The sequence below is a fragment of the Zavarzinia sp. CC-PAN008 genome (genome assembly GCF_051903925.1).
GTDB lineage: Bacteria > Pseudomonadota > Alphaproteobacteria > Zavarziniales > Zavarziniaceae.
In genome coordinates, this window is sequence record NZ_CP173678.1 from 4,319,160 (window position 1) to 4,337,803 (window position 18,644).

The following is an 18,644-nucleotide window of genomic DNA, read 5'->3' on the forward strand; positions in this document are numbered from 1 at the left end:
GGGGCGTTCATGAATCCTCAAGCATGAACGCAGCGTCCATTGCGAAGCGGTCGCTTGCGCAGAGAGAGTGTGGCCCATGTGTAGCAGGACTCACACAGGCTGCATTTCGTTCGCGCGATCCGCCACCGGGGATGGTCGGCGCCCCGTTTGCGGCACGGACTGGCCACATTGCTGCCATGGCCGGGGACAAGGGTCGCGCCCGACGCAGGCAGGGGGGCGCCGTCCAGGCGAATGCAACCAGACATGACCGATTCTACCGAACCCACAGGTCCCGCGCCGGGTCCCGCCGCGGGGGAGGCCATACCCCCCGGCCCGCCGCGTCCGCCGCTGCCACCCCCCGCGGGCCTGCCCGCCCTGCCCCGTGGCTTCGGCACGACGGGCAAGGCGATCCTGATCGGCGCCCTCATCATCGTCATGCTGCTGCCGCTGCTGATGGTGCAGGACGTGATCTCGGAACGGCAGTACCGCTACCGCGACGCGGGAGCCGAGATCGGCGCCTCGTGGGGCAAGCCGCAGAGCCTGGCGGGGCCCGTCCTGGCGATCCCCTATGTCGTCCTGCGCGAAGATGACAAGGGCAAGGTCGAACGCCTGCGCTACGAGGCCTATGCGCTGCCGGAGGCGCTGGACGTCAAGGCGGAGCTGAAGCCCCAGATGCTCTATCGCGGGCTGTTCCAGGCCGTCGTCTATACCGTCTCGCTGAAGGCGGCGGGCCAGTTTGCACGGCCCGACCTGACCGGCGTGGTCCCGCCCGAGGCCGAGGTCCTGTGGCGTGAGGCCAGCATCCTGGTCGGCGTCAGCGATCCGCGCAGCATCCAGGCAACGGTCGCCCTGCGCTGGGGCGATGCCGCCATCCCGTTCGAGCCGGCGACCGTCGCCGTGGCCGGGCTGCCCCCGTCGGTCCTGAAGGCACGCCTGCCCCCGCTCGATACGCTTGCGCGCGAGGTGGAGGTACCGTTCGCGTTCGACCTGGAGCTGAACGGCAGCGACAATCTGAGCATCCTCCCGGTCGGCAAGCAGAACACCGTCGCGGTCCAGGCCCCCTGGGCCAGTCCCAGCTTCTTTGGCGCCTTCCTGCCCGAGGAGCGGGAGGTGACGGAGGCGGCGTTCAGCGCGCGCTGGTCCGTCTCGTATTTCGGGCGCGGCTATGGCCAGGCCTGGACCGACCAGACGGCGACCGGCGACCTGGCCCAGGCCATGGCCGAATCGCGCCTGGGCGTTGCCCTGATCGACACGGTGACGCCCTACCAGCAGGTCGAACGCTCGGCCAAGTATGGCATCCTGTTCCTGGTCCTGACCTTCCTCGTCTACTTCCTGTTCGAGCTGGTCTCGGGCGCCCGCATCCACGTCATCCAGTATGGGCTGCTGGGCCTTGCGCTGTGCGTCTTCTACCTGCTGCTGCTGTCGTTCAGCGAGCAATGGGGCTTTGGCCTGGCCTATCTGGCCAGCGCCGGCGCCGTCGTGCTGCAGACCACCACCTATACCCTGGCCACGGTCCGCAAGCGGGGCAATGCGCTGCTGTTCGGCGTCCTGCTCGCCTGGCTCTATGGCTTCCTCTACCTGGTGCTGCAGCTTGAAAGCATGGCCCTGATGGTGGGGTCGATCGCGCTGTTCGCGGCCCTGTCGGCGGTGATGTGGTTCACCCGGCGCATCGACTGGTACAATGTCGGGCCGGCGCAGCGACCCGCCGGATAGCGCGGTAGGCAAAGCGGGGGGTTTACGCCCCCCGCGGTGCCGCGTATCTCCCTTGCGCACAGATGGCGAAGGGCCTGCAAGGGAGGACCAGCGTGGCTTATACCGAGATCCAGACGGCGGTCGAGGACCGCATCATGACGATCACGATGCATCGTCCCGACCGGATGAATGCCTTCACCGGCACGATGATGCAGGAGATGATCCAGGCCTTTGACGAGGCCGACGCCGACGACAATGTCCGCGTGGTGATCGTCACCGGCTCCGGCAATCGCGCCTTCTGCGCGGGTGCGGACCTGGGCGCCGGGGGCAAGACCTTTGACTACGAGGCGCGCGGCGCCGTGGGTGCGGAAGAGGTCAACCGCGATGGCGGCGGCTTGCTCACTCTGCGCATCTTCGAGAGCAAGAAGCCGGTGATCGCCGCGATCAACGGGGCGGCGGTCGGCATCGGCGCCACGATGACCTGCGCCATGGACATCCGCCTGGCCTCGACGTCCGCGCGCATGGGCTTTGTCTTCAGCCGCCGCGGGATCGTGCCGGAAGCGGCGTCGAGCTGGTTTCTGCCGCGCATCGTCGGCATCCAGCAGGCGCTGGAATGGGTCTATTCGGGCCGCGTGTTCGACGCGCAGGAAGCCCTGAACGGTCGCCTGGTCCGCTCGCTCCACGCGCCGGAGGACCTGCTGCCCGCCGCCCGGGCGCTGGCCAAGGAGATTGCCGAGAACACGTCGGCCGTGTCTGTCGCCCTGGCGCGCCACATGATGTGGCGGATGCTGGGCGCCGACCACCCGATGGAGGCGCACAAGGTGGACAGCCGCGGCGTCCAGGCCACGGGCAAGGGCGCCGACGCCAAGGAAGGCGTCACCTCCTTCCTCGAGAAGCGTCCCCCCAATTTCACCCTCTCCGCGGCGCGCGACATGCCGGCCTTCTTCCCGTGGTGGGAAGAGCGCAAGTTCTCGTAGGCTGAAGCGCGTCGGCCCGGGATCCGCATGGGGCGGGCCCGGGCCGGTCAAACCGGCTGGGGGTCATGCAGCGGTCTGCTGTTCAGGAACAGGCAACGGCGACCGCCCCTGTGCCCCTGGTCGTCGACCTGGACGGCACGCTGGTGCGCAGTGACCTGCTGGTCGAATCCGCCTTTGCCCATCTGGGTGGGCGACCGCAGGGCCTGGCCCGCGTCCTGGCGGCCAGTACGGGTGGCAGGGCCGCCCTGAAGCACCATCTGGCGGCACAGGTCACGCTCGACCCGGCGGCGCTGCCCTATGACCCGCGCGTCATCACCCTGATCGAGACGGCCCGCGCTGCGGGACGACCGGTCCACCTTGCCTCGGCCGCCAGTGCCCGGCAGGTGGAGGCGGTAGCCCGCCATCTGGGACTGTTCGACGGCTGGCTGGCCTCCGACGCCACAGGGAACCTGCGCGGCCCAGCCAAGGCGGCGCGCCTGGTCGACCAGTTCGGCCGGGGCGGCTTCGACTATGTCGGCAACGATGCCGCAGACCTGGCCGTGTGGGCCGTCGCGCGGCGCCGCGTCGCGGTCGAACCGGCGGCCGGCGTGCGCCGGCGGCTGCTGGCCCTCGACCCGCAGGCACAGATCCTGCCCGCCGCCCCCGGCCGCCTGGGCCACTGGCTGCACGCCTTGCGCGCGCACCAATGGGCCAAGAACCTGCTGGTCTTCGTCGCCCTGGTGACGGCGCAGCAGTTCACCCTGGCCGCCCTGGTCGAGGCGGTCACGGCGTTCCTCGCCTTCTCGGCCGCCGCCTCCGCCATCTACCTGGTCAACGACCTGGTCGACCTGGGTGCCGACCGGCGCCATCCGGTCAAGCGCCGCCGCCCCCTGGCCGCCGGCACGCTTCCAATCCGGAGCGCCATCGCCGCCGTCCCCCTGCTGCTGCTTTGCGCCGCCCTGTGCGCCGTCCCCCTGGGCCTGTGGTTCTGCGCCGCGCTGGCTGCCTATGTCGGACTGGCTGTGGCCTATACGGTCCTGCTGAAGCGTGTGCTGATGCTGGACGCGGTCGCCCTGGCCCTGCTCTACACCCTGCGCGTGATCGGGGGGGCCGCGGCCATCCAGGTCGTCGTGTCGGAATGGCTGCTGGCATTTTCCCTGCTGATCTTCACCAGCCTTGCCCTGACAAAGCGCCATGCCGAACTGGCGGGGCTGCAGGACAGCGGTGCCGCGGACCCGGCCAATCGCGACTACCGGAAGGGCGACCTGCCGATGATCGCGGCCCTGGCGGCGGCGGCCGGGTTCAACGCGGTGACCGTGTTCACCCTCTACATCTCCTCCGACACCGTGCGGCAGCTCTACGCGCAGCCGCAGGTGCTGTGGCTGGCCTGCCCGGTGTTGATCTATTGGATCGCGCGCATCCTGGTGCTGGTGCAGCGCCGTGTGGTCGACGACGACCCGCTGCTCTTTGCACTGCGCGACCGCGTCAGCTGGATCGTCGCAGGCGCGGTCGGCGCGATCCTGCTGGCGGCCCAATGACGGACCTCGCGCCGTGACCATTGTCCAGCTGGCGGGCTGGGGCCGCCATCCCGTTCATGCCAGCACCCTGGTCGCGGTGCACGACATGGCCGCGGCGGCACGCGCGACGACAGCGCACGCGGGCCTGATCGCACGCGGCAATGGCCGCGCCTATGGCGATGCCGCGATCGGCACGCAGCATACGCTGGATGTCCGCCACCTGGACCGGATGCGGTCCTTCGACCCCGCAACCGGCCACCTGGTGGTTGAGGCCGGCGTCCTTCTGGACGACATCCTGAAGGCCTTCGCCCCGCGCGGCTATCTCCCCGCCGTCCTGCCGGGCACGCGCTTCGTGACCGTGGGCGGGGCGATCGCGGCCGACGTGCACGGCAAGAACCATCACCGCGACGGCAGCTTTGGCGCTCATGTCCTGGACCTGGTCCTGGCGACCCCCGGGGGGCAGGTCCTGCGCCTGTCGCGGGACAGGCACGGGGACCTGTTCGCCGCGACCCTGGGCGGCATGGGACTGACGGGCACGATCCTGGAGGCCACCTTGCGCCTGCGCCGGATCGAAAGCGGCTGGATCCGGCAGGCGACGGTGGCCGCGCCGGATCTGGCCGCGACACTTGCCGTCCTGGACGCGACCGCGGCGGCCACCTACGCCGTTGCCTGGGTCGACGGCCTGGCGCGGGGGCAGCACCTGGGCCGCGCCCTGGTGATGACGGGCGAGCACGCCAGCGCGGCCGAGGTCGCCGCGGCCGGGCGCGAGGCTTTTCCCCCCTTGCGAGCGCCCCGCCTGTCCCTGCCGCTGGACGTGCCTTCCTTCGCCCTCAACCGCTGGACCGTCGCGGCCTTCAACCAGGTCCATTACGGGCAGGGCGTTCGCCGAAGTGGCCGCACGGCGCTGGTCCCGCTGGGCCGCTTCTTCTTTCCGCTTGATGCCATCGGCGCGTGGAACCGGCTGTACGGGCGGCACGGCTTCGTCCAGCACCAGTGCGTGATCCCGACCGCGACCGCGCCGGCGGTCCTGGCCGCGCTGCTGGACCGGGTCGCGACCTGGGACGATGCCTCGTTCCTGGCCGTGCTCAAGAAGCTTGGGCCCGGCGCCGGGCCCCTGTCCTTCGCGCGCGAAGGCTACACCCTCGCCTTGGACTTTCCCGTCCGCGCCGGCCTGCCCGCGTTCCTGAGCGCGCTCGACGCGCTTGTGATCACCGGCGGCGGACGCCTGTACCTGGCCAAGGACGCCGTCCAGGCGCGCGCGACGTTCGAGGCGGGTTATCCGGACCTGGGCCAGTTTCGCGACCTGCGTCGCGCGGTCGATCCTGACCGGCACCTGCGCTCGCGCCTGGCAGAGCGGCTTGGTCTATGAAGGTGCGATGATGGCCGCCGATTCCGCCCCCGTCCTGCTCGTCCTGGGTGGCACCTCGGACATCGGCCGGGCCTGCGCCGTCGTGTTCGCAGGCCAGGGCTGGCGCGTGCAGCTGGCCGGCCGCGATGCCGACGCCCTGTCGCGGGAGGCCGCGGACATTGCAACGCGGACCGGCATGGCCGCGAGCAGCCATTCCTTCGACGTGCTCGACACGGACGGGTTCGCTTCCTTCCTCGACGCGCTGCCCGCCCTTCCCGATGCGGTCCTTTGCGCCGTTGGCCTGCTGGGCGACCAGGCGTTGGCCGAACGCGACCCCGCGCACGCCGCCCAGGTCCTGCGCACGAACCTTGAGGGGCCGGCCCTGATCCTGGGCCTGCTGGCGGAGCGGATGGTGGCGCGGGGCAGCGGCACGATCATCGGCCTCTCCTCCGTCGCCGGCGACCGCGGCCGTGCCTCCAACGCCATCTATGGCGCGGCCAAGGCAGGGTTCAGCGCGTTCCTGTCCGGCCTGCGCCAGCGCTGTGCCCGCCATGGCGTGCATGTCGTCACCATCAAGCCCGGCTTCGTCCGCACCCGCATGACGGCGCACCTTACGCTGCCGCGCGCCTTGACCGCCGAGCCGGCGGAGGTCGCCCGCGCGGTGTTCGCTGCCACGACCCGCCGCAGGAGTGTGGTCTACAGTCGTGGCATCTGGCGCCTGGTCATGCTGGTCATCCGCGCGATCCCGGAGCCGATCTTCAAGCGGACAAGGCTTTAGGGACATGCAGCGTTGACTGCAGCCAGGGCTCCCACGTCCCGCACCACGCCAATCGCACCGGCCGCCGGCTGGGAAGCGGCGCTGCTCGCGCTGTCCCTGCTGGTCCTGTACCTGCCCACGGCGCGCTTCGTAGCGAAGCATGCCTGGATCGGCCCTGGCGGCGTACTGGCGGCAGGCTTCGTCCTGGCGTGCGGTGGCATTGCCTGGATGCTGCTGCGCCGCCGGCCACCCGCGACCTTCTCCAGGATGGTGGCCAGTCCGTGGCCGACGCTTGCCCTGCTCTGCCTGGCCGGAACCGTCGCCCTGGTCCTTTATCCCGTGGCCGACGCATTGAAGCTGCAGGGCCGCGGCTCGGACCAGGACGACTGCGTGATCGCCGGCGTGGAACGCCTGTTGCGCGGGCTGCCGCCCTATGGTGAACGGACCTACCTGGACAATCCGTGCAGCCCGCTGCCGGGCATGTTCGCCCTCTATGCGCCCTTCGTGATGCTGAACCTCTATGCCCTGGGGGCGGTGACAGCACTTGCCGCCGTCGCGGCGACCCTGCGGGCCCGCACCGGCGACTGGCAGGTTCCGGGCGTCTTCCTGCTGCTTCTGTTGTCCAGCGCCGCCAACTGGGAGCTGATGATCGCCGGCACCGACCTGATCCTGCTGGGCTGCGGCTTCGCGCTGCTGGCGCTGCTGCTGCCGGACGTGGCCCGCGCGCATCGCTGGATGCCGCTGCTGGAGCTGGCGGTATTCTGCGGACTGTGCGCCAGTTCGCGGCTGAACTTCCTGCCCCTGGGCGCGATGTTCGGCCTGTTCGTGGGTTTCACTTGGCCGCGGGGCGGCCTGGCGTTCCTCGCGGTGGCGACGCTGGTGGCCCTGGTGCCCGGCGTGCTGATCCATGCCTGGGATCCCGCCGGTTTCACCCCCTTCCACCTGATCGTCAAGAGTGAACGCATCCTGGGGGCCACCCGGCCCTATGCCGCGGGCCTTGCCCTGGCTGTCGCCCTGGGCGCCTGCATCCTGCTGCGGCGCGGCCGGCTGGAGATGCGGACGGCCGCCTTCTTGTGCCTTGTGACGCCGCTGCTGACGCTCACGCTGATGGAACTGGCACGGCGCCGGGGCGATCTGCGCGCCTGGGACGGCGTCAGCTATCTTTTGCCAGTCATCCCGCTGGCCTGCATCAACGCAGCATTCTTCTGGCGCGCCCGGCTGCGACGCCCTGACGGCACTACAGGCTCAAGCCACGCAGCATGATCGAAAGCGCCTGGTCGAGCTTCAGTTTCAGGTCCGCGCCGCGGTCGGCTGGCTCCTCTGCGCCCGCTGGCTCCTGCCGGCCCGACGCCCACAGGGTCAGGACCATGCCGACCTGCGACATGAACAGGATCGCGGCAAAGGTCGGCTCCAGGTCGGTGCGGATGTCGCCCGCCTCCTGCCCCTGGCGGATATAGCGCGCGACCTGGCGCACCATGGCGCGGCTGCCATGGTGGCTGGCGTCGATCTTGACCTCGCCCACATCGTGCACGGCGTCCAGGTTGCGGACGTATTCCGCAACGATGTCGTGCATGATCGTCTCGTTCTCGGTCCAGCGCTCCGCCATGACCGCCCCGGTCAGGCGCAGGGCCGCCAGGCCTCGGGCATCCGCCTCCGCCACCTGCTCGTCGACGGCCAGCGCGACCCGGCGGTGCAGTTCCTCCAGCAGACCCGCCTTGTGCCCGAACAGGCGGAAGAATGTCGCCCGGCCGATCCCTGCGGCGGCACAGATCTCGTCCACGCTGACGGCTTCAAACGAGCGCTGCGCGAACAGGACCATGGCGGCATCGAACAGGGCCGCCTGCTTCTGCAGCTTGTTGCCCTCGCGCCGCGACAGGGGGCGCGGCGCCTCGACCGTCGCCACGTCCACGGTCACGCGCACCCCCGGTCGCGCGCCACGCGGCGGAAGCACGGGGACGGGCGGCTGTCGTGCGGGCAAAGCATGGTCACGGGTCGTCTGGCTGGCACGGGCAAGCGGGTCCTGGTCTGCTTCTGATTCCGGGTCGGATCCGGCACTGTCGGTCATGGGACCGCCCGCGCGCGCCTGACGCAAGGGAAGGATGCGCATATCTGGCACCCGCCGCCCGCGCCCGGTCAGGGCGGCGGGATATCGGGCACCGGCGCGATGCGTGTCGCCGCCGGCGGCACGAAGCTGGCATTGCCGGGACCGAAGACACCTTCGAGCGCGACCGCCAGGGCGTCGCCCTCCGCCAGCCAGTCGTCGCGCGTGGCTTCATCGGGAAAGACCAGGGCGTCCAGCACCTCCGCCTCGTCGTCGTAGAAGATCTCGTAGGCGTCCTCGAAGTGATACAGGCGGTTCAGCAACTCCGGCTCCAGGTCCAGCCGGTTCAGCGGCACGCCGTCCCCGTTGTCCGCATCGTACAGGGAATGGTCGAAGCGCCGGGGTGACAGGCGGACCCGCGCCGGCGGCGTGTATGGCCCCAGGTCCGGCACGCGGGCCACCTCCTGGTCGATGGTCGCGGGATCGAACGGCAGCCGGGGCAGCCCGGCCGCACCCCGCCGCGCCCACCACAGGAACGCGGTGGCGCCCGCCAGCACCAGCACCATGGCGGCCAGCGGCCCGGACGCGCTCCAGGGCAGCAGGCGCCCCTGCCCGTCCAATGCCAGGACCAGGACGAAGGCGACCATGTAGACGACCAGGGCGTTGCGCGTCTGGTTGCGCCCCCGCGCCTCCTCCGCACTTTCGGGCGGAAGCGCCTTTGCGGCCCAGGCCAGGTAGGCGATCTGGGCGATGATGTTCAGCGCGAACAGGACCAGCGCCCAGCGACTGAGGAAGGCCAGCGCGATGCCGCCCAACATGGTCAGGATCGCCACCCGTTCCAGGATCCAGGTGCGTCGCCGTTCCACCCCGTCGGGCTTCCCGGACAAGGCTTCCAGCATCGCGTCCATCGTGTGGTTGCCTGGTGCCAGGCGCAGCACCACGCCCCCGGCAACGACATAAAAGGCGCCGATCACGCGTCCGAAGACTTCGATGGCGTCCACGCTTTATCCTTCCTCAAAGCAGGGTTTTGCACCCGCCGGGTTTCCCGGTCCCAGATCCATGCTGCACTGCACGCAGCAAGACGCCAGAGAGCGCCCCCGGAGAGCGTCCCCCGCATGTGTGGAATCGTTGGCCTGTATCTCAAGAATCCCGCCCTCAAGCCAGAACTGGGGCGGCTCCTGTCACCCATGCTGGGAGAAATGGCCGCCCGCGGTCCCGACAGCGCCGGGATCGCCGTCTATCGCGACCCCCTGGCGGAGGGGCACGTCAAGCTCACGATCCTCAGCCATGAGGTGGGGGAGGACTGGGCGGCGCTGGCGATGCGCCTGGGTCACGCCCTGTCCTGCCATGTCGAGGTCAAGCGCCGCGCGAATCACGCGGTCCTCACCCTCGACGGTCCCGCCCAGGCGGCGCGCGACTGGCTGGGTGCCGCGCGCCCCGACCTCAAGGTGATGAGTCATGGCCGCGCCATCGAGATCTACAAGGCGATGGGCCGGCCGGAAGAGGTGGCGGAGCGCTTCGGCCTGTCCGGCATCGCCGGCAGCCACGCCATCGGCCATACCCGCATGGCGACTGAAAGTGCGATCACGACCGAACACAGCCACCCCTTCTCCACCGGCTCCGACATCTGCCTGGTGCACAACGGCTCGCTCTCGAACCACAACCGCCTGCGCCAGGACTTGCGGCGGGAAGGGATCGCCTTCCAGACCGACAACGACACGGAAGTGGCGGCCGGCTTCGTCGCCTGGCGCCTGGCGCAGGGGGACAGCCTGGAGCAGACGCTGGAGCGCTGCCTGACGACGCTGGATGGCTTCTACACCTTCGCCATCGGCACCCGGGACGGCTTTGCCGTTCTGCGCGATCCCGTGGCGTGCAAGCCCGCCGTCCTGGCGGAGACGGACGACTGGGTCGCCATGGCGTCGGAGTACCGCGCGATTGCCGGCCTGCCCGGCGCCGACGACGCGGCGATCTGGGAGCCCAAGCCCGCAACCCTCTACACCTGGGGGGCGGCAGCGTGATCGAGGTCGACCTGGCCGCGGGCACGCTGCGCGACCTGAACCGCCGCCTGCACGCTTTGCCGCCCGACACGAACGAACGGGCCTGGCGCGTGCTGAATCCGCGCGGCGCCCATTCGGTTGCCTGTGGCCTGACCGTACCGGTCCGGGTCGAGGTGATGGGCCATGTCGGCTATTACTGCGCCGGAATGAACAAGGCGGCAGAGGTCGTGGTGCACGGCCATGCCGGCACGGGGCTTGCCGAAAACATCATGTCCGGCACCGTGCGCGTGACCGGCAATGCCTCCCAGGCGGCCGGAGCGTCGGGCCATGGCGGCCTTGTCGTGATCGAGGGCGATGCGTCGTCGCGCTGCGGCATCTCGATGAAGGGGGTCGACATCGTGGTCGGCGGCTCGGTCGGGCACATGAGTGCCTTCATGGCGCAGGCCGGCCACCTGGTCGTGTGCGGCAATGCCGGCCCCGACCTCGGCTCCTCGATCTACGAGGCGACGCTCTATGTCGCCGGCACCGTCGCCTCGCTGGGTGCCGATTGCGAGGAAAAGCCCTTCACCGAGGACGATGCCCGGATCGTCGGCGACCTGCTGGCCCGCGCCGGGATCGAGCGCGACCCGCGGTCCTTCCGCAAGTACGGCTCGGCGCGCAAGCTCTACAACTTCCACGTCGACCATGCGGGGACGTATTGATGAGTTTCGATCCCCGCTCCCTGCGCGGTTCCGCAAGCTTCCCGCCTGAGACCATTGCCGAGATCCAGCGCGCCGCCGACCAGGGCCTGTACGAGATCCGCGGCTTCGGCGCCAAGCGCCGCCTGCCCAGCTTCGACGACCTCGTCTTCCTCGGCGCGTCGGTCTCGCGCTACCCGCTCGAAGGCTATCGCGAGCGCTGTGCGACCGACGTCGTCCTCGGCAGCCGCTTTGCCGAGCGGCCGCTGCACCTCGACATTCCGGTGACGATCGCGGGCATGAGTTTCGGGGCGCTGGGCACGCACGCCAAGGAGGCGCTGGGGTCGGCCGCAACCGCCCTCGGCACCTCGACCACGACCGGCGACGGCGGCATGACGGATGAGGAGCGCCGCGCGTCGAAGTCGCTCGTCTACCAGGTCCTGCCGTCGCGCTACGGCCTCAATCCCGACGACCTGCGCCGGGCGGATGCGATCGAGGTGGTGATCGGCCAAGGGGCCAAGCCCGGCGGCGGCGGCATGCTGCTGGGCCTCAAGATCAACCCCCGCGTCGCCGCCATGCGCACCCTGCCCGCCGGCATCGACCAGCGCAGCGCCTGCCGCCATCCCGACTGGACCGGGCCCGACGACCTGGAGATCAAGATCGAGGAACTGCGCGAGATCACCGACTGGAAGACACCGATCTACGTCAAGGTGGGGGCCAGCCGGCCGCAGTACGACATCCCCCTGGCGGTGAAGGCGGGTGCCGACGTCATCGTGCTGGACGGCATGCAGGGCGGCACGGCGGCGACGCAGGACGTCTTCATCGAGCATGTCGGCATCCCGACCCTGCCCGCCGTGCGCCAGGCGGTGCAGGCGCTGCAGGACCTGGGCATGCATCGCAAGGTGCAGCTGGTCGTCTCCGGCGGGATCCGCTCCGGCGCCGACCTGGCCAAGGCCCTGGCTCTGGGGGCCGACGCCGTCGCCATCGGCACCGCAGCCCTGATCGCGCTGGGCTGCAACGCGCCCGTGCACGAGGAGGACTATCGCGCGCTCGGCACGGCGCCCGGCTACTGCCACCATTGCCATACCGGCCGCTGTCCGGTCGGCGTGACCACCCAGGTGCCGGAGCTTGAGGCTCGGCTCGATCCGGCCGAAGGCGCCCGGCGGGTGCGCAACTACATCTCGACCATGGTGCTGGAGGCGCAGACCCTGGCGCGCGCCTGCGGCAAGTCGCACCTCCACAACCTGGAGCCGGAGGACCTGGCCGCCCTGACGGTCGAAGCCGCCGCGATGGCCCAGGTGCCGCTGGCCGGTACGAACTGGATCCCCGGCAAGTTCTGAGGGGGGACGGGGGATGGGCGGAGCTGTTGCGCCGGATGCTTCGAGACGGGCCCTGCGGGCCCTCCTCAGCATGACGCCGTTGTTTTTGTTTGGGTTTCTCCATCAGGCGTCATCCTGAGGAGGCCGCAGGCCGTCTCGAAGGATGTTGAAGCCGGCCACGACGCAGGCGCCTGAAGACGCACGACAAGAGGGGAGCACATGGACCTGAGCACGGCCGCGAAGGAACGCGGGATCGAGTACTTCCTGATCGCGTACACGGACCTGTTCGGGGTCATGCGCTCCAAGCTGGTGCCAGCCGCCGCCATCGGCGCGATGCAGCGCGACGGGGCGGGCTTTGCCGGGTTCGCCACGCACCTGGACATGACCCCGGCCTTTGCCGACCTGTTCGCGAAGCCCGACCCCGCGACCCTGGTCCAACTGCCCTGGCAGAAGGAGGTGGGCTGGCTGGCCGCGGACCTGTGGATGAACGGAAAGCCAGTCGAGCAGGCGCCGCGCCTTATCCTGAAGCGGCAGGTGGAGCGCGCCGCGGCGCTTGGCTACCGCCTGAAGACGGGAGTGGAGGCCGAATACTTCCTGATCAGCGCCGACGGCAGCACGATTGCCGACGACAAGGATGCCCAGGCCAAGCCCTGCTACGACCAGATGGCGCTGATGCGCCGCTACCCGGTGATCAAGGAAATCTGCGACGCCATGCTGGCGCTCGGCTGGGGGCCGTACCAGAACGATCACGAGGACGGCAACGGCCAGTTCGAAATGAACTGGACCTATGACGACGCACTCGTCACTGCCGACCGCCACGTCTTCTTCAAGTACATGGTGCGTCAGGTGGCCGAACGTCACGGCCTGCGCGCCACCTTCATGCCAAAGCCCTTTCCCAACTTGACCGGCAGCGGCTGCCACGTTCACGTCTCGCTCTGGGACACGGCGGGCAAGACCAACGTCTTCAAGGATGCGGGCGGCGAACTGGGCCTGTCGCCGCTGGCCTACAACTTCCTGGGCGGCATCCTGCACCACGCCCCCGGCCTGACCGCGATCACCAACCCGACCGTGAATTCCTACAAGCGGATCAACGCCCCCGTGACCCTGTCGGGCGCCACCTGGTCGCCCAACACGATCACCTATACCGGCAACAACCGCACCCACATGGTCCGCATCCCCGAGGACGACCGGTTCGAGGTCCGCCTGGCCGATGGGGCCGCGAACCCCTACCTGCTCCAGGCAGCCCTGCTGGCGGCGGGGCTGGACGGGATCGAGGCCAGGCGCGATCCGGGCAAGCGCCTGGACATCGACATGTACGCCCTGGGCCACACCGTGAAGAACGCGCGCAAGCTGCCGCTCAACCTGCTCGACAGCCTTCGCGCGTTCGAGGCGGACAAGGCGCTGGGGGCAGCGCTTGGCCCCGAGTTCACGACCGGCTACCTCAAGCTGAAGCACGCTGAGTGGAACGACTATTGCCGGCACCTGACGCAGTGGGAGCGCGACCACACGCTCGACTGCTGAGAGCACGCCGCCTGCGTGCTAGGATCCAGCCATGGCGCGCATCACGATCATGGTCACCGACAGGGCGGGCGAGCAGGTGGCGGTCGAGGCCCCCCTGCACCTGACCCTGATGGAGGTGCTGAAGGATAACGACCTGGATGTGGAGGCCGTGTGCGGCGGGGCCATGGCCTGCGCCACCTGCCATGTCTGGATCGACCCGGACTGGTCGGCGCGGGTGGGTCCGGCGACGGGTGGCGAACTGGCGCTGGTCTCCTCGACCGACCATCACCGCCCGGGGTCGCGGCTCTCATGCCAGGTTTCGCTGGATGCCACACTCGACGGCCTGACATTGACCGTCGCCCCCCCTGACTGAAGGCTTCCCGTCCCGAGGTTCCGGTCATGTCGTCCCTCGTCCCCCAGATCGGCCGGCCCGATCCGTTCTGGACCCTGCTCGAAGGGCGCGCATTGTTCGAGGTGGCCCTGGCCCTGCCCGGCCTGGCCATGGTCCTGGCCCAGGCACCCCGGGGCGACGGCCATCCGGTGCTGGTCCTGCCCGGCTTCCTGGCCGACGATTCGAGCACCCTGGTCATGCGCACCCTGCTGGACCGGCTGGGCTATGCCGCCTATGGCCTGGGCGAGGGGCGCACCCTGGGCCCGGTCATGCCGCTGATCGCGCGCATCGGCGCCCGGGTGGAGGAACTGGTGGCGCTGCACGGCCGCACCGTCAGCCTGATCGGCTCGAGCCTGGGCGGCATCGCGGCGCGTGAGGTGGCGCGGCGCCTGCCCGACCGCGTGCGCCAGGTCATCACGCTGGGCGCGCCGTTCCGGGACGCGCGCTCGACGATGATCTCGCCCATGTACTTCATGCTGTCGCCGCTGCACGCGCAGGAACTTCTCGGCTTCCTGGCCGACCGCTCGCGCCCCCCGCCGGTGCCGCTGACCGCGATCCTGAGCCGGACCGACGGGATGGTCCCCTGGCAGGCCTGCATCGAGGACCCGGGCGCCCAGCGGCAGACGATCGCCGTCGTCTCAAGCCATCATGCCCTGACGACCAACCCCGGCGCGATCGCCGTCATCGCCGACCGCCTGGCCCAGGCCGAGTCGGGATGGCAGGCCTGGCAACCCGGGCCCTGGTCCTACCTGCTGCTGACGCGGGTGGAGGACGGCACGGCCTGACCGTCACGCAAAGCTCTGCGATGCCCGATCGGCCGCGCGTCGGTCAAAGCTGCGTGCCTTCTGCACCATCCACGCGGCATACAAGGGTGCCCCCAGTGCGGCACCCACGACCACGAACGGGGCGAGGCCGACCAGCGGCACCGCCGCGAACAGGTAGAGCACGTCGTCGAAGTCAAAGCCCAGCGCCCCGTCGAACACCTTCTTCCCCGGCGGCAGGCGGCGCTCGAAGCGATCGGCCAGGACGCCAGAGGCGCCGACCGCCAGCGTGGCGACAAAGCCCGTCAGCAGCCAGCCCCACGTGCCGAGCACGGGAAACTCCTCCTCCCGCAGCGAGATCCCCATGGCCAGGAAGAACAGCGCGTTGGTCAGGACGTCGCCCCAGTAGTCCAGCATGTGGCCAAAACGGCTGGACAGCCCGCTCATCCGCGCGAACTCGCCGTCGCACCGGTCCAGGAACGCGGACACCAGCCAGAAGCCGGCCCCCGCCCAGGTTGACCAGCCCTCCCCCAGCGCCAGCAGCGTCAGCGACGCGACCGCCGTCGCCAGCCGGACAAAGGTGATGTGGTTGGGCGTGACGCCGCTGCCCAGCAAGGGCCGCACCGCCGCGCGCGCCAGGCGGCGGGTCCAGGAGCGGTTCACCGGCCGGGCCGGCGTGGTGCTGCTCACCGTGACACCTCGACCGCCGTGGCGGGCGGCAGTTCGGGCTCCGCCGCAAGCGGGGTCGGGGGCGGCAGCGGACGCCGCGCCTCCAGTACCTGCCACAGGACAAGGCCAGGCAGGTACACCGCCACCTGGCGCAGGCGGCGCAGCAGCGACAGAGCCAGCGCCTGCTCGGCCGGCAGGCCCAGCATCGCGCCCAACACGACGAAGCCCCCTTCCTGCACGCCCAGGCCACCGGGAACGGCGAAGGCGGCGCTGCGGACTGCCTGGCCCACGGCCTCCAGCACCAGGCACTCGGCAAAGCCAAGCGGCACGCCCATGAACTGCAAGGCGATCCACAACTCGCCGGCACCGGCGATCCAGGCCAGCATGTGCAGCGCGCCGCCACGGCTGACGGCGCCCGGATTGCGCCAGATCGCATGCATCGCCGCCGCCAGACCCGCCAGCGAGCCGCCCCAGGCAGGATTCCAGCGGCTGGCCAGGGCACCCAGTTCGGCCTCCAGCTTGTGCATCACGCGGGACCGCTGGAGCAGGACGAACACGGCCAGGCCAAGGCCGCTGCCGACCATGCCGCCCAGCACCCAGTTGGTGATCTCGTCATTGTCGGCGATCGACATCAGCAGGGCCAGGCCCAGCAGCGTGAAGGCCAGCTGGGCCAGCGCCTCGATTGTCATGTCGACGACCGACGACGCAAGCGAGGTGGCCGGCCCGGCGCCCGCCTGCGAAATCAGGCGCGCGCCGATCAGCGTGCCGCCGATCCCGGCGACCGGCAGCAGGGTATTGATCGAATCGCGAACCCAGCGTGCAGTGAAGAAGGTTCGGGGCGAGCCGTGCCAGACTGCGCTGGCGGAGCCGCGCCAGGCCAGCGCGCACAACCCGGCCGTCACGGGCCAGTAGCAGACCAGGGCCAGAAAACCGACTATGCCAAGGGTGCCCATCACACCCAGGACCTGCCCGATGCCCAGGTCGACCAGCAGCACGCCCGCAAGGCCAAGGCCCGCCAGGCCCGCCACGACACTCAACCAGCGCATGGATCCAACTTTTCCCGGATGAAAGTGATGCGCATTACGACCGCGAACCTAGCAGCTGACCCGTCAAGGTGTCATGAATTCGTAAGCTGATCGTCGCATACCGGACATTCAATACCGTGTCGCTGCACTTTCGTCACATGTCCGTCGCCTTCGGGTCCTGCTTCGTCCGGTCCATCGCGATGCTGGTCGTCCTGCTGGTCCTGCCGACGGCTGCCTTGGCCGAGCCGGAGCACGTCCCGCCCCATGCCTTCGACCAGGGCATGCTGTGGCGGATCGAACGCCCCGGAACCGCCGCCAGCCATATCCTGGGCGGCGCCCATGTCAGCACCATCACCGCGATCGAGGGGCTGCCCCAGGCGGCGCAGCAGGCCCTGGCCGGCGCGCGGCGTGCCGCGTTCGAACAGCGCGCCGACCATCCGGCGGACGGGCTGGTGACGCACATGTGGTACCTGCCCTGGCCCGTGACGCGCGAATTGCTGGGGCCGGACCGCTTCGATCAGGTCCAGTCCGTGCTGCAGATGTACGAGATCGGTGCGGAGCAGGTCGCCCGGATGCGGCCGATGATGCTGTTCTTCCTGCTGACCCAGTCGATCGACGATTATCGCGCCCTGGTCGAGGGCCGGCCGACGCTGGACGAGCTCATCCTGGGCGATGTCCGCGCGCGCCAGCTGCCCTTCACCCAGCTCGAAACGCTCAAGGAGCAGACGGCCGACGAGCCCGCCTGGCCTATCGCGCAGCAGCGGGCCCTGATCGACCTGGCCCTGGCGCAGTGGCCACCGGATCAGGGCTTGGCGGACGCCGAGGCACTGTGGCGCGGGCAGCAGCTGGGCCGCTCGCTGCAGCGCGATGCCAAGATGGCGGCCCGTTCCGGCCATGAAAAGGCCTATGCCGCCTTCGTCCGGCGGCTGCTGGCGCAGCGCAATGCGCGCATGGCCGCCGCCATGGAGCCTGTCCTGCGCGAGGGCGAGGCTTTCATTGTGGTGGGCGGTGCCCATCTGTTGGGACAGGACGGCATCCTGGCCCGATTGCGGACGGCGGGCTGGACCGTCACCCGCGCCGACTGACCCGCCGCCCGAAGGATCCCATGCCAAGACTGCCCATGACGCTGCTGCGCGCGTTCCTGCCGCTGGCGGCGGCGCTGCTGATGCTGGTCCCGGCACAGGCCCGGCAGGACGACCTTGTCCACGGCCAGGGCCGGCTATGGCAGGTGCAGCGAGGCGACGCGCCCCCCAGCTATCTGTTCGGCACCATGCATTCCGCCGATCCGCGCGTGACGACCCTGCCCGCCCCCATCGACAAGGCGTTCAAGGCGACGCGCACGCTGCTCCTGGAACTGCGCGCGGCGGACATGGGCATGACCGCGATGATCGGCTTCATGGTGATGCTGGACGGCCGCACGCTGGACAATGTCCTGGGCCCCGAACTGTACCAGCAGACGCGTGCGGTGCTGCAGACCTATGGCCTGCCCAGCGTGATGATCGACCGGCTGTCGCCGACGGGCGTGATCGCCATGCTGTCCCTGCCGCCGAGCGAGATCGCCCTGATGCGCACCGGGGCCAAGCCGCTCGACCTTGACCTGGAACAGCGGGCCGAGGGCAAGTCGATCCACGCCCTGGAGACGGCGCAGGAACAGATCGCCGCCTTTGCCGAGATTCCGGAGGCGATGAAGATCGAATGGATCCGCGCCTCCGTCGAGCGCCAGCAGGAGATGGGCAGCGCCTATGAGGAAATGCTGAACCTCTATACCAAGGGCGACTTGGCGGGCATCTATCGCCTCTCGCGCGAGATCAGCGACGAGGTCGACCCCGCGCTGGACGCGCACCTGCAAAAGGCGCTGCTGGTCGATCGCAACGTGCGCATGGTCGAGCGCATGACCCCCTACCTGGAGAAGGGCCAGGCCTTTGTCGCCGTGGGGGCTGCCCACATGCCGGGCGACGACGGCATACTTGCCCTGCTGGAGCGCGCCGGCTGGACGGTGACGAAGGCGTTCTGAC

General features: G+C 69.9%; 18 protein-coding genes. 14 read left to right on the top strand and 4 right to left on the bottom strand.

Annotation, left to right across the window (positions count from 1 at the left end; genetic code table 11):
• The first annotated feature begins 243 nt into the window (after positions 1-243).
• The 6 genes from creD (at position 244) to ACI6GS_RS20100 (ending at position 7,512) form a co-directional block, all read left to right on the top strand.
• Complete coding sequence (gene creD / locus ACI6GS_RS20075; protein ID WP_439815242.1) at positions 244-1,692, top strand: cell envelope integrity protein CreD; 1,449 nt, start codon at positions 244-246, stop codon at positions 1,690-1,692.
• 92 nt (positions 1,693-1,784) lie between these two features.
• Positions 1,785-2,648, top strand: a complete 864-nt coding sequence (locus ACI6GS_RS20080) for a crotonase/enoyl-CoA hydratase family protein (RefSeq protein ID WP_439815243.1) — start codon at positions 1,785-1,787, stop codon at positions 2,646-2,648.
• A 65-nt stretch (positions 2,649-2,713) separates the two neighbouring features.
• Positions 2,714-4,165: a UbiA family prenyltransferase gene (locus tag ACI6GS_RS20085; RefSeq protein ID WP_439815244.1), complete on the top strand. Its 1,452-nt coding sequence runs from the start codon at positions 2,714-2,716 to the stop codon at positions 4,163-4,165.
• Positions 4,166-4,178: 13 nt separating this feature from the next.
• Positions 4,179-5,513: an FAD-binding protein gene (locus tag ACI6GS_RS20090; RefSeq protein WP_439815245.1), complete on the top strand. Its 1,335-nt coding sequence runs from the start codon at positions 4,179-4,181 to the stop codon at positions 5,511-5,513.
• Positions 5,514-5,520: 7 nt separating this feature from the next.
• Positions 5,521-6,270: an SDR family oxidoreductase gene (locus ACI6GS_RS20095; protein WP_439815246.1), complete on the top strand. Its 750-nt coding sequence runs from the start codon at positions 5,521-5,523 to the stop codon at positions 6,268-6,270.
• Positions 6,271-6,282: 12 nt separating this feature from the next.
• Entirely contained in the window at positions 6,283-7,512 is a 1,230-nt protein-coding gene (locus tag ACI6GS_RS20100) for a hypothetical protein (RefSeq protein WP_439815247.1), read from the top strand.
• Here ACI6GS_RS20100 and ACI6GS_RS20105 read toward each other — a convergent pair.
• Both ACI6GS_RS20105 and ACI6GS_RS20110 read right to left on the bottom strand, forming a co-directional pair.
• Complete coding sequence (locus tag ACI6GS_RS20105) at positions 7,487-8,164, bottom strand: TetR family transcriptional regulator (RefSeq protein WP_439815248.1); 678 nt, start codon at positions 8,162-8,164, stop codon at positions 7,487-7,489. The two genes, ACI6GS_RS20100 and ACI6GS_RS20105, sit on opposite strands and share 26 nt — an antisense overlap.
• A gap of 218 nt (positions 8,165-8,382) precedes the next feature.
• A complete protein-coding gene (locus tag ACI6GS_RS20110) occupies positions 8,383-9,291 on the bottom strand; it encodes a hypothetical protein (protein WP_439815249.1) in 909 nt (302 codons plus the stop codon).
• Positions 9,292-9,405: 114 nt separating this feature from the next.
• Between ACI6GS_RS20110 and ACI6GS_RS20115 the strand changes: the two genes are divergently transcribed.
• The 6 genes from ACI6GS_RS20115 (at position 9,406) to ACI6GS_RS20140 (ending at position 14,959) form a co-directional block, all read left to right on the top strand.
• Positions 9,406-10,308, top strand: a complete 903-nt coding sequence (locus tag ACI6GS_RS20115) for a class II glutamine amidotransferase (RefSeq protein ID WP_439815250.1) — start codon at positions 9,406-9,408, stop codon at positions 10,306-10,308.
• Positions 10,305-10,988 carry a protein glxC gene (locus tag ACI6GS_RS20120; RefSeq protein WP_439815251.1) on the top strand — a complete coding sequence of 228 codons (684 nt, stop codon included), beginning with the start codon at positions 10,305-10,307 and terminating at the stop codon, positions 10,986-10,988. Before ACI6GS_RS20115 ends, ACI6GS_RS20120 begins: the two co-directional genes overlap by 4 nt.
• Positions 10,988-12,304 (top strand): FMN-binding glutamate synthase family protein, encoded by a 1,317-nt coding sequence (locus ACI6GS_RS20125; protein WP_439815252.1) that lies wholly within the window; start codon positions 10,988-10,990, stop codon positions 12,302-12,304. The genes ACI6GS_RS20120 and ACI6GS_RS20125 overlap by 1 nt, the downstream gene beginning before the upstream one ends.
• A gap of 198 nt (positions 12,305-12,502) precedes the next feature.
• Complete coding sequence (glnT, locus tag ACI6GS_RS20130; RefSeq protein ID WP_439815253.1) at positions 12,503-13,804, top strand: type III glutamate--ammonia ligase; 1,302 nt, start codon at positions 12,503-12,505, stop codon at positions 13,802-13,804.
• 31 nt (positions 13,805-13,835) lie between these two features.
• On the top strand, positions 13,836-14,156 hold the full coding sequence (locus ACI6GS_RS20135; protein WP_439815254.1) for a 2Fe-2S iron-sulfur cluster-binding protein: 321 nt from the start codon (positions 13,836-13,838) through the stop codon (positions 14,154-14,156).
• Between the two features lie 26 nt (positions 14,157-14,182).
• The gene (locus ACI6GS_RS20140) at positions 14,183-14,959 is read left to right on the top strand and encodes an esterase/lipase family protein (protein WP_439815255.1); all 777 of its coding nucleotides are present in this window, start codon (positions 14,183-14,185) and stop codon (positions 14,957-14,959) included.
• Between the two features lie 3 nt (positions 14,960-14,962).
• Here the strand turns inward: ACI6GS_RS20140 and ACI6GS_RS20145 are convergent, their stop codons facing one another.
• Entirely contained in the window at positions 14,963-15,625 is a 663-nt protein-coding gene (locus ACI6GS_RS20145; protein WP_439815256.1) for a CDP-alcohol phosphatidyltransferase family protein, read from the bottom strand.
• Positions 15,622-16,650 (bottom strand): lysylphosphatidylglycerol synthase domain-containing protein, encoded by a 1,029-nt coding sequence (locus ACI6GS_RS20150; RefSeq protein ID WP_439815257.1) that lies wholly within the window; start codon positions 16,648-16,650, stop codon positions 15,622-15,624. Before ACI6GS_RS20150 ends, ACI6GS_RS20145 begins: the two co-directional genes overlap by 4 nt.
• A 137-nt stretch (positions 16,651-16,787) precedes the next feature.
• Here ACI6GS_RS20150 and ACI6GS_RS20155 point away from each other — a divergent pair, with 137 nt between their 5' ends.
• Both ACI6GS_RS20155 and ACI6GS_RS20160 read left to right on the top strand, forming a co-directional pair.
• On the top strand, positions 16,788-17,714 hold the full coding sequence (locus ACI6GS_RS20155) for a TraB/GumN family protein (RefSeq protein WP_439815258.1): 927 nt from the start codon (positions 16,788-16,790) through the stop codon (positions 17,712-17,714).
• A 20-nt stretch (positions 17,715-17,734) separates the two neighbouring features.
• Complete coding sequence (locus ACI6GS_RS20160; protein WP_439815259.1) at positions 17,735-18,643, top strand: TraB/GumN family protein; 909 nt, start codon at positions 17,735-17,737, stop codon at positions 18,641-18,643.
• Position 18,644: the final 1 nt, after the last annotated feature.

Bases quoted from the DNA above. Each gene is read 5' to 3' on its own strand.
- creD (WP_439815242.1), top strand. From the start codon at position 244: ATGACCGATTCTACCGAACCCACAGGTCCCGCGCCGGGTCCCGCCGCG.
- ACI6GS_RS20085 (WP_439815244.1), top strand. From the start codon at position 2,714: ATGCAGCGGTCTGCTGTTCAGGAACAGGCAACGGCGACCGCCCCTGTG.
- ACI6GS_RS20095 (WP_439815246.1), top strand. From the start codon at position 5,521: ATGATGGCCGCCGATTCCGCCCCCGTCCTGCTCGTCCTGGGTGGCACC.
- ACI6GS_RS20115 (WP_439815250.1), top strand. From the start codon at position 9,406: ATGTGTGGAATCGTTGGCCTGTATCTCAAGAATCCCGCCCTCAAGCCA.
- ACI6GS_RS20125 (WP_439815252.1), top strand. From the start codon at position 10,988: ATGAGTTTCGATCCCCGCTCCCTGCGCGGTTCCGCAAGCTTCCCGCCT.
- glnT (WP_439815253.1), top strand. From the start codon at position 12,503: ATGGACCTGAGCACGGCCGCGAAGGAACGCGGGATCGAGTACTTCCTG.
- ACI6GS_RS20135 (WP_439815254.1), top strand. From the start codon at position 13,836: ATGGCGCGCATCACGATCATGGTCACCGACAGGGCGGGCGAGCAGGTG.
- ACI6GS_RS20140 (WP_439815255.1), top strand. From the start codon at position 14,183: ATGTCGTCCCTCGTCCCCCAGATCGGCCGGCCCGATCCGTTCTGGACC.
- ACI6GS_RS20150 (WP_439815257.1), bottom strand. From the start codon at position 16,650: ATGCGCTGGTTGAGTGTCGTGGCGGGCCTGGCGGGCCTTGGCCTTGCG.
- ACI6GS_RS20155 (WP_439815258.1), top strand. From the start codon at position 16,788: ATGTCCGTCGCCTTCGGGTCCTGCTTCGTCCGGTCCATCGCGATGCTG.
- ACI6GS_RS20160 (WP_439815259.1), top strand. From the start codon at position 17,735: ATGCCAAGACTGCCCATGACGCTGCTGCGCGCGTTCCTGCCGCTGGCG.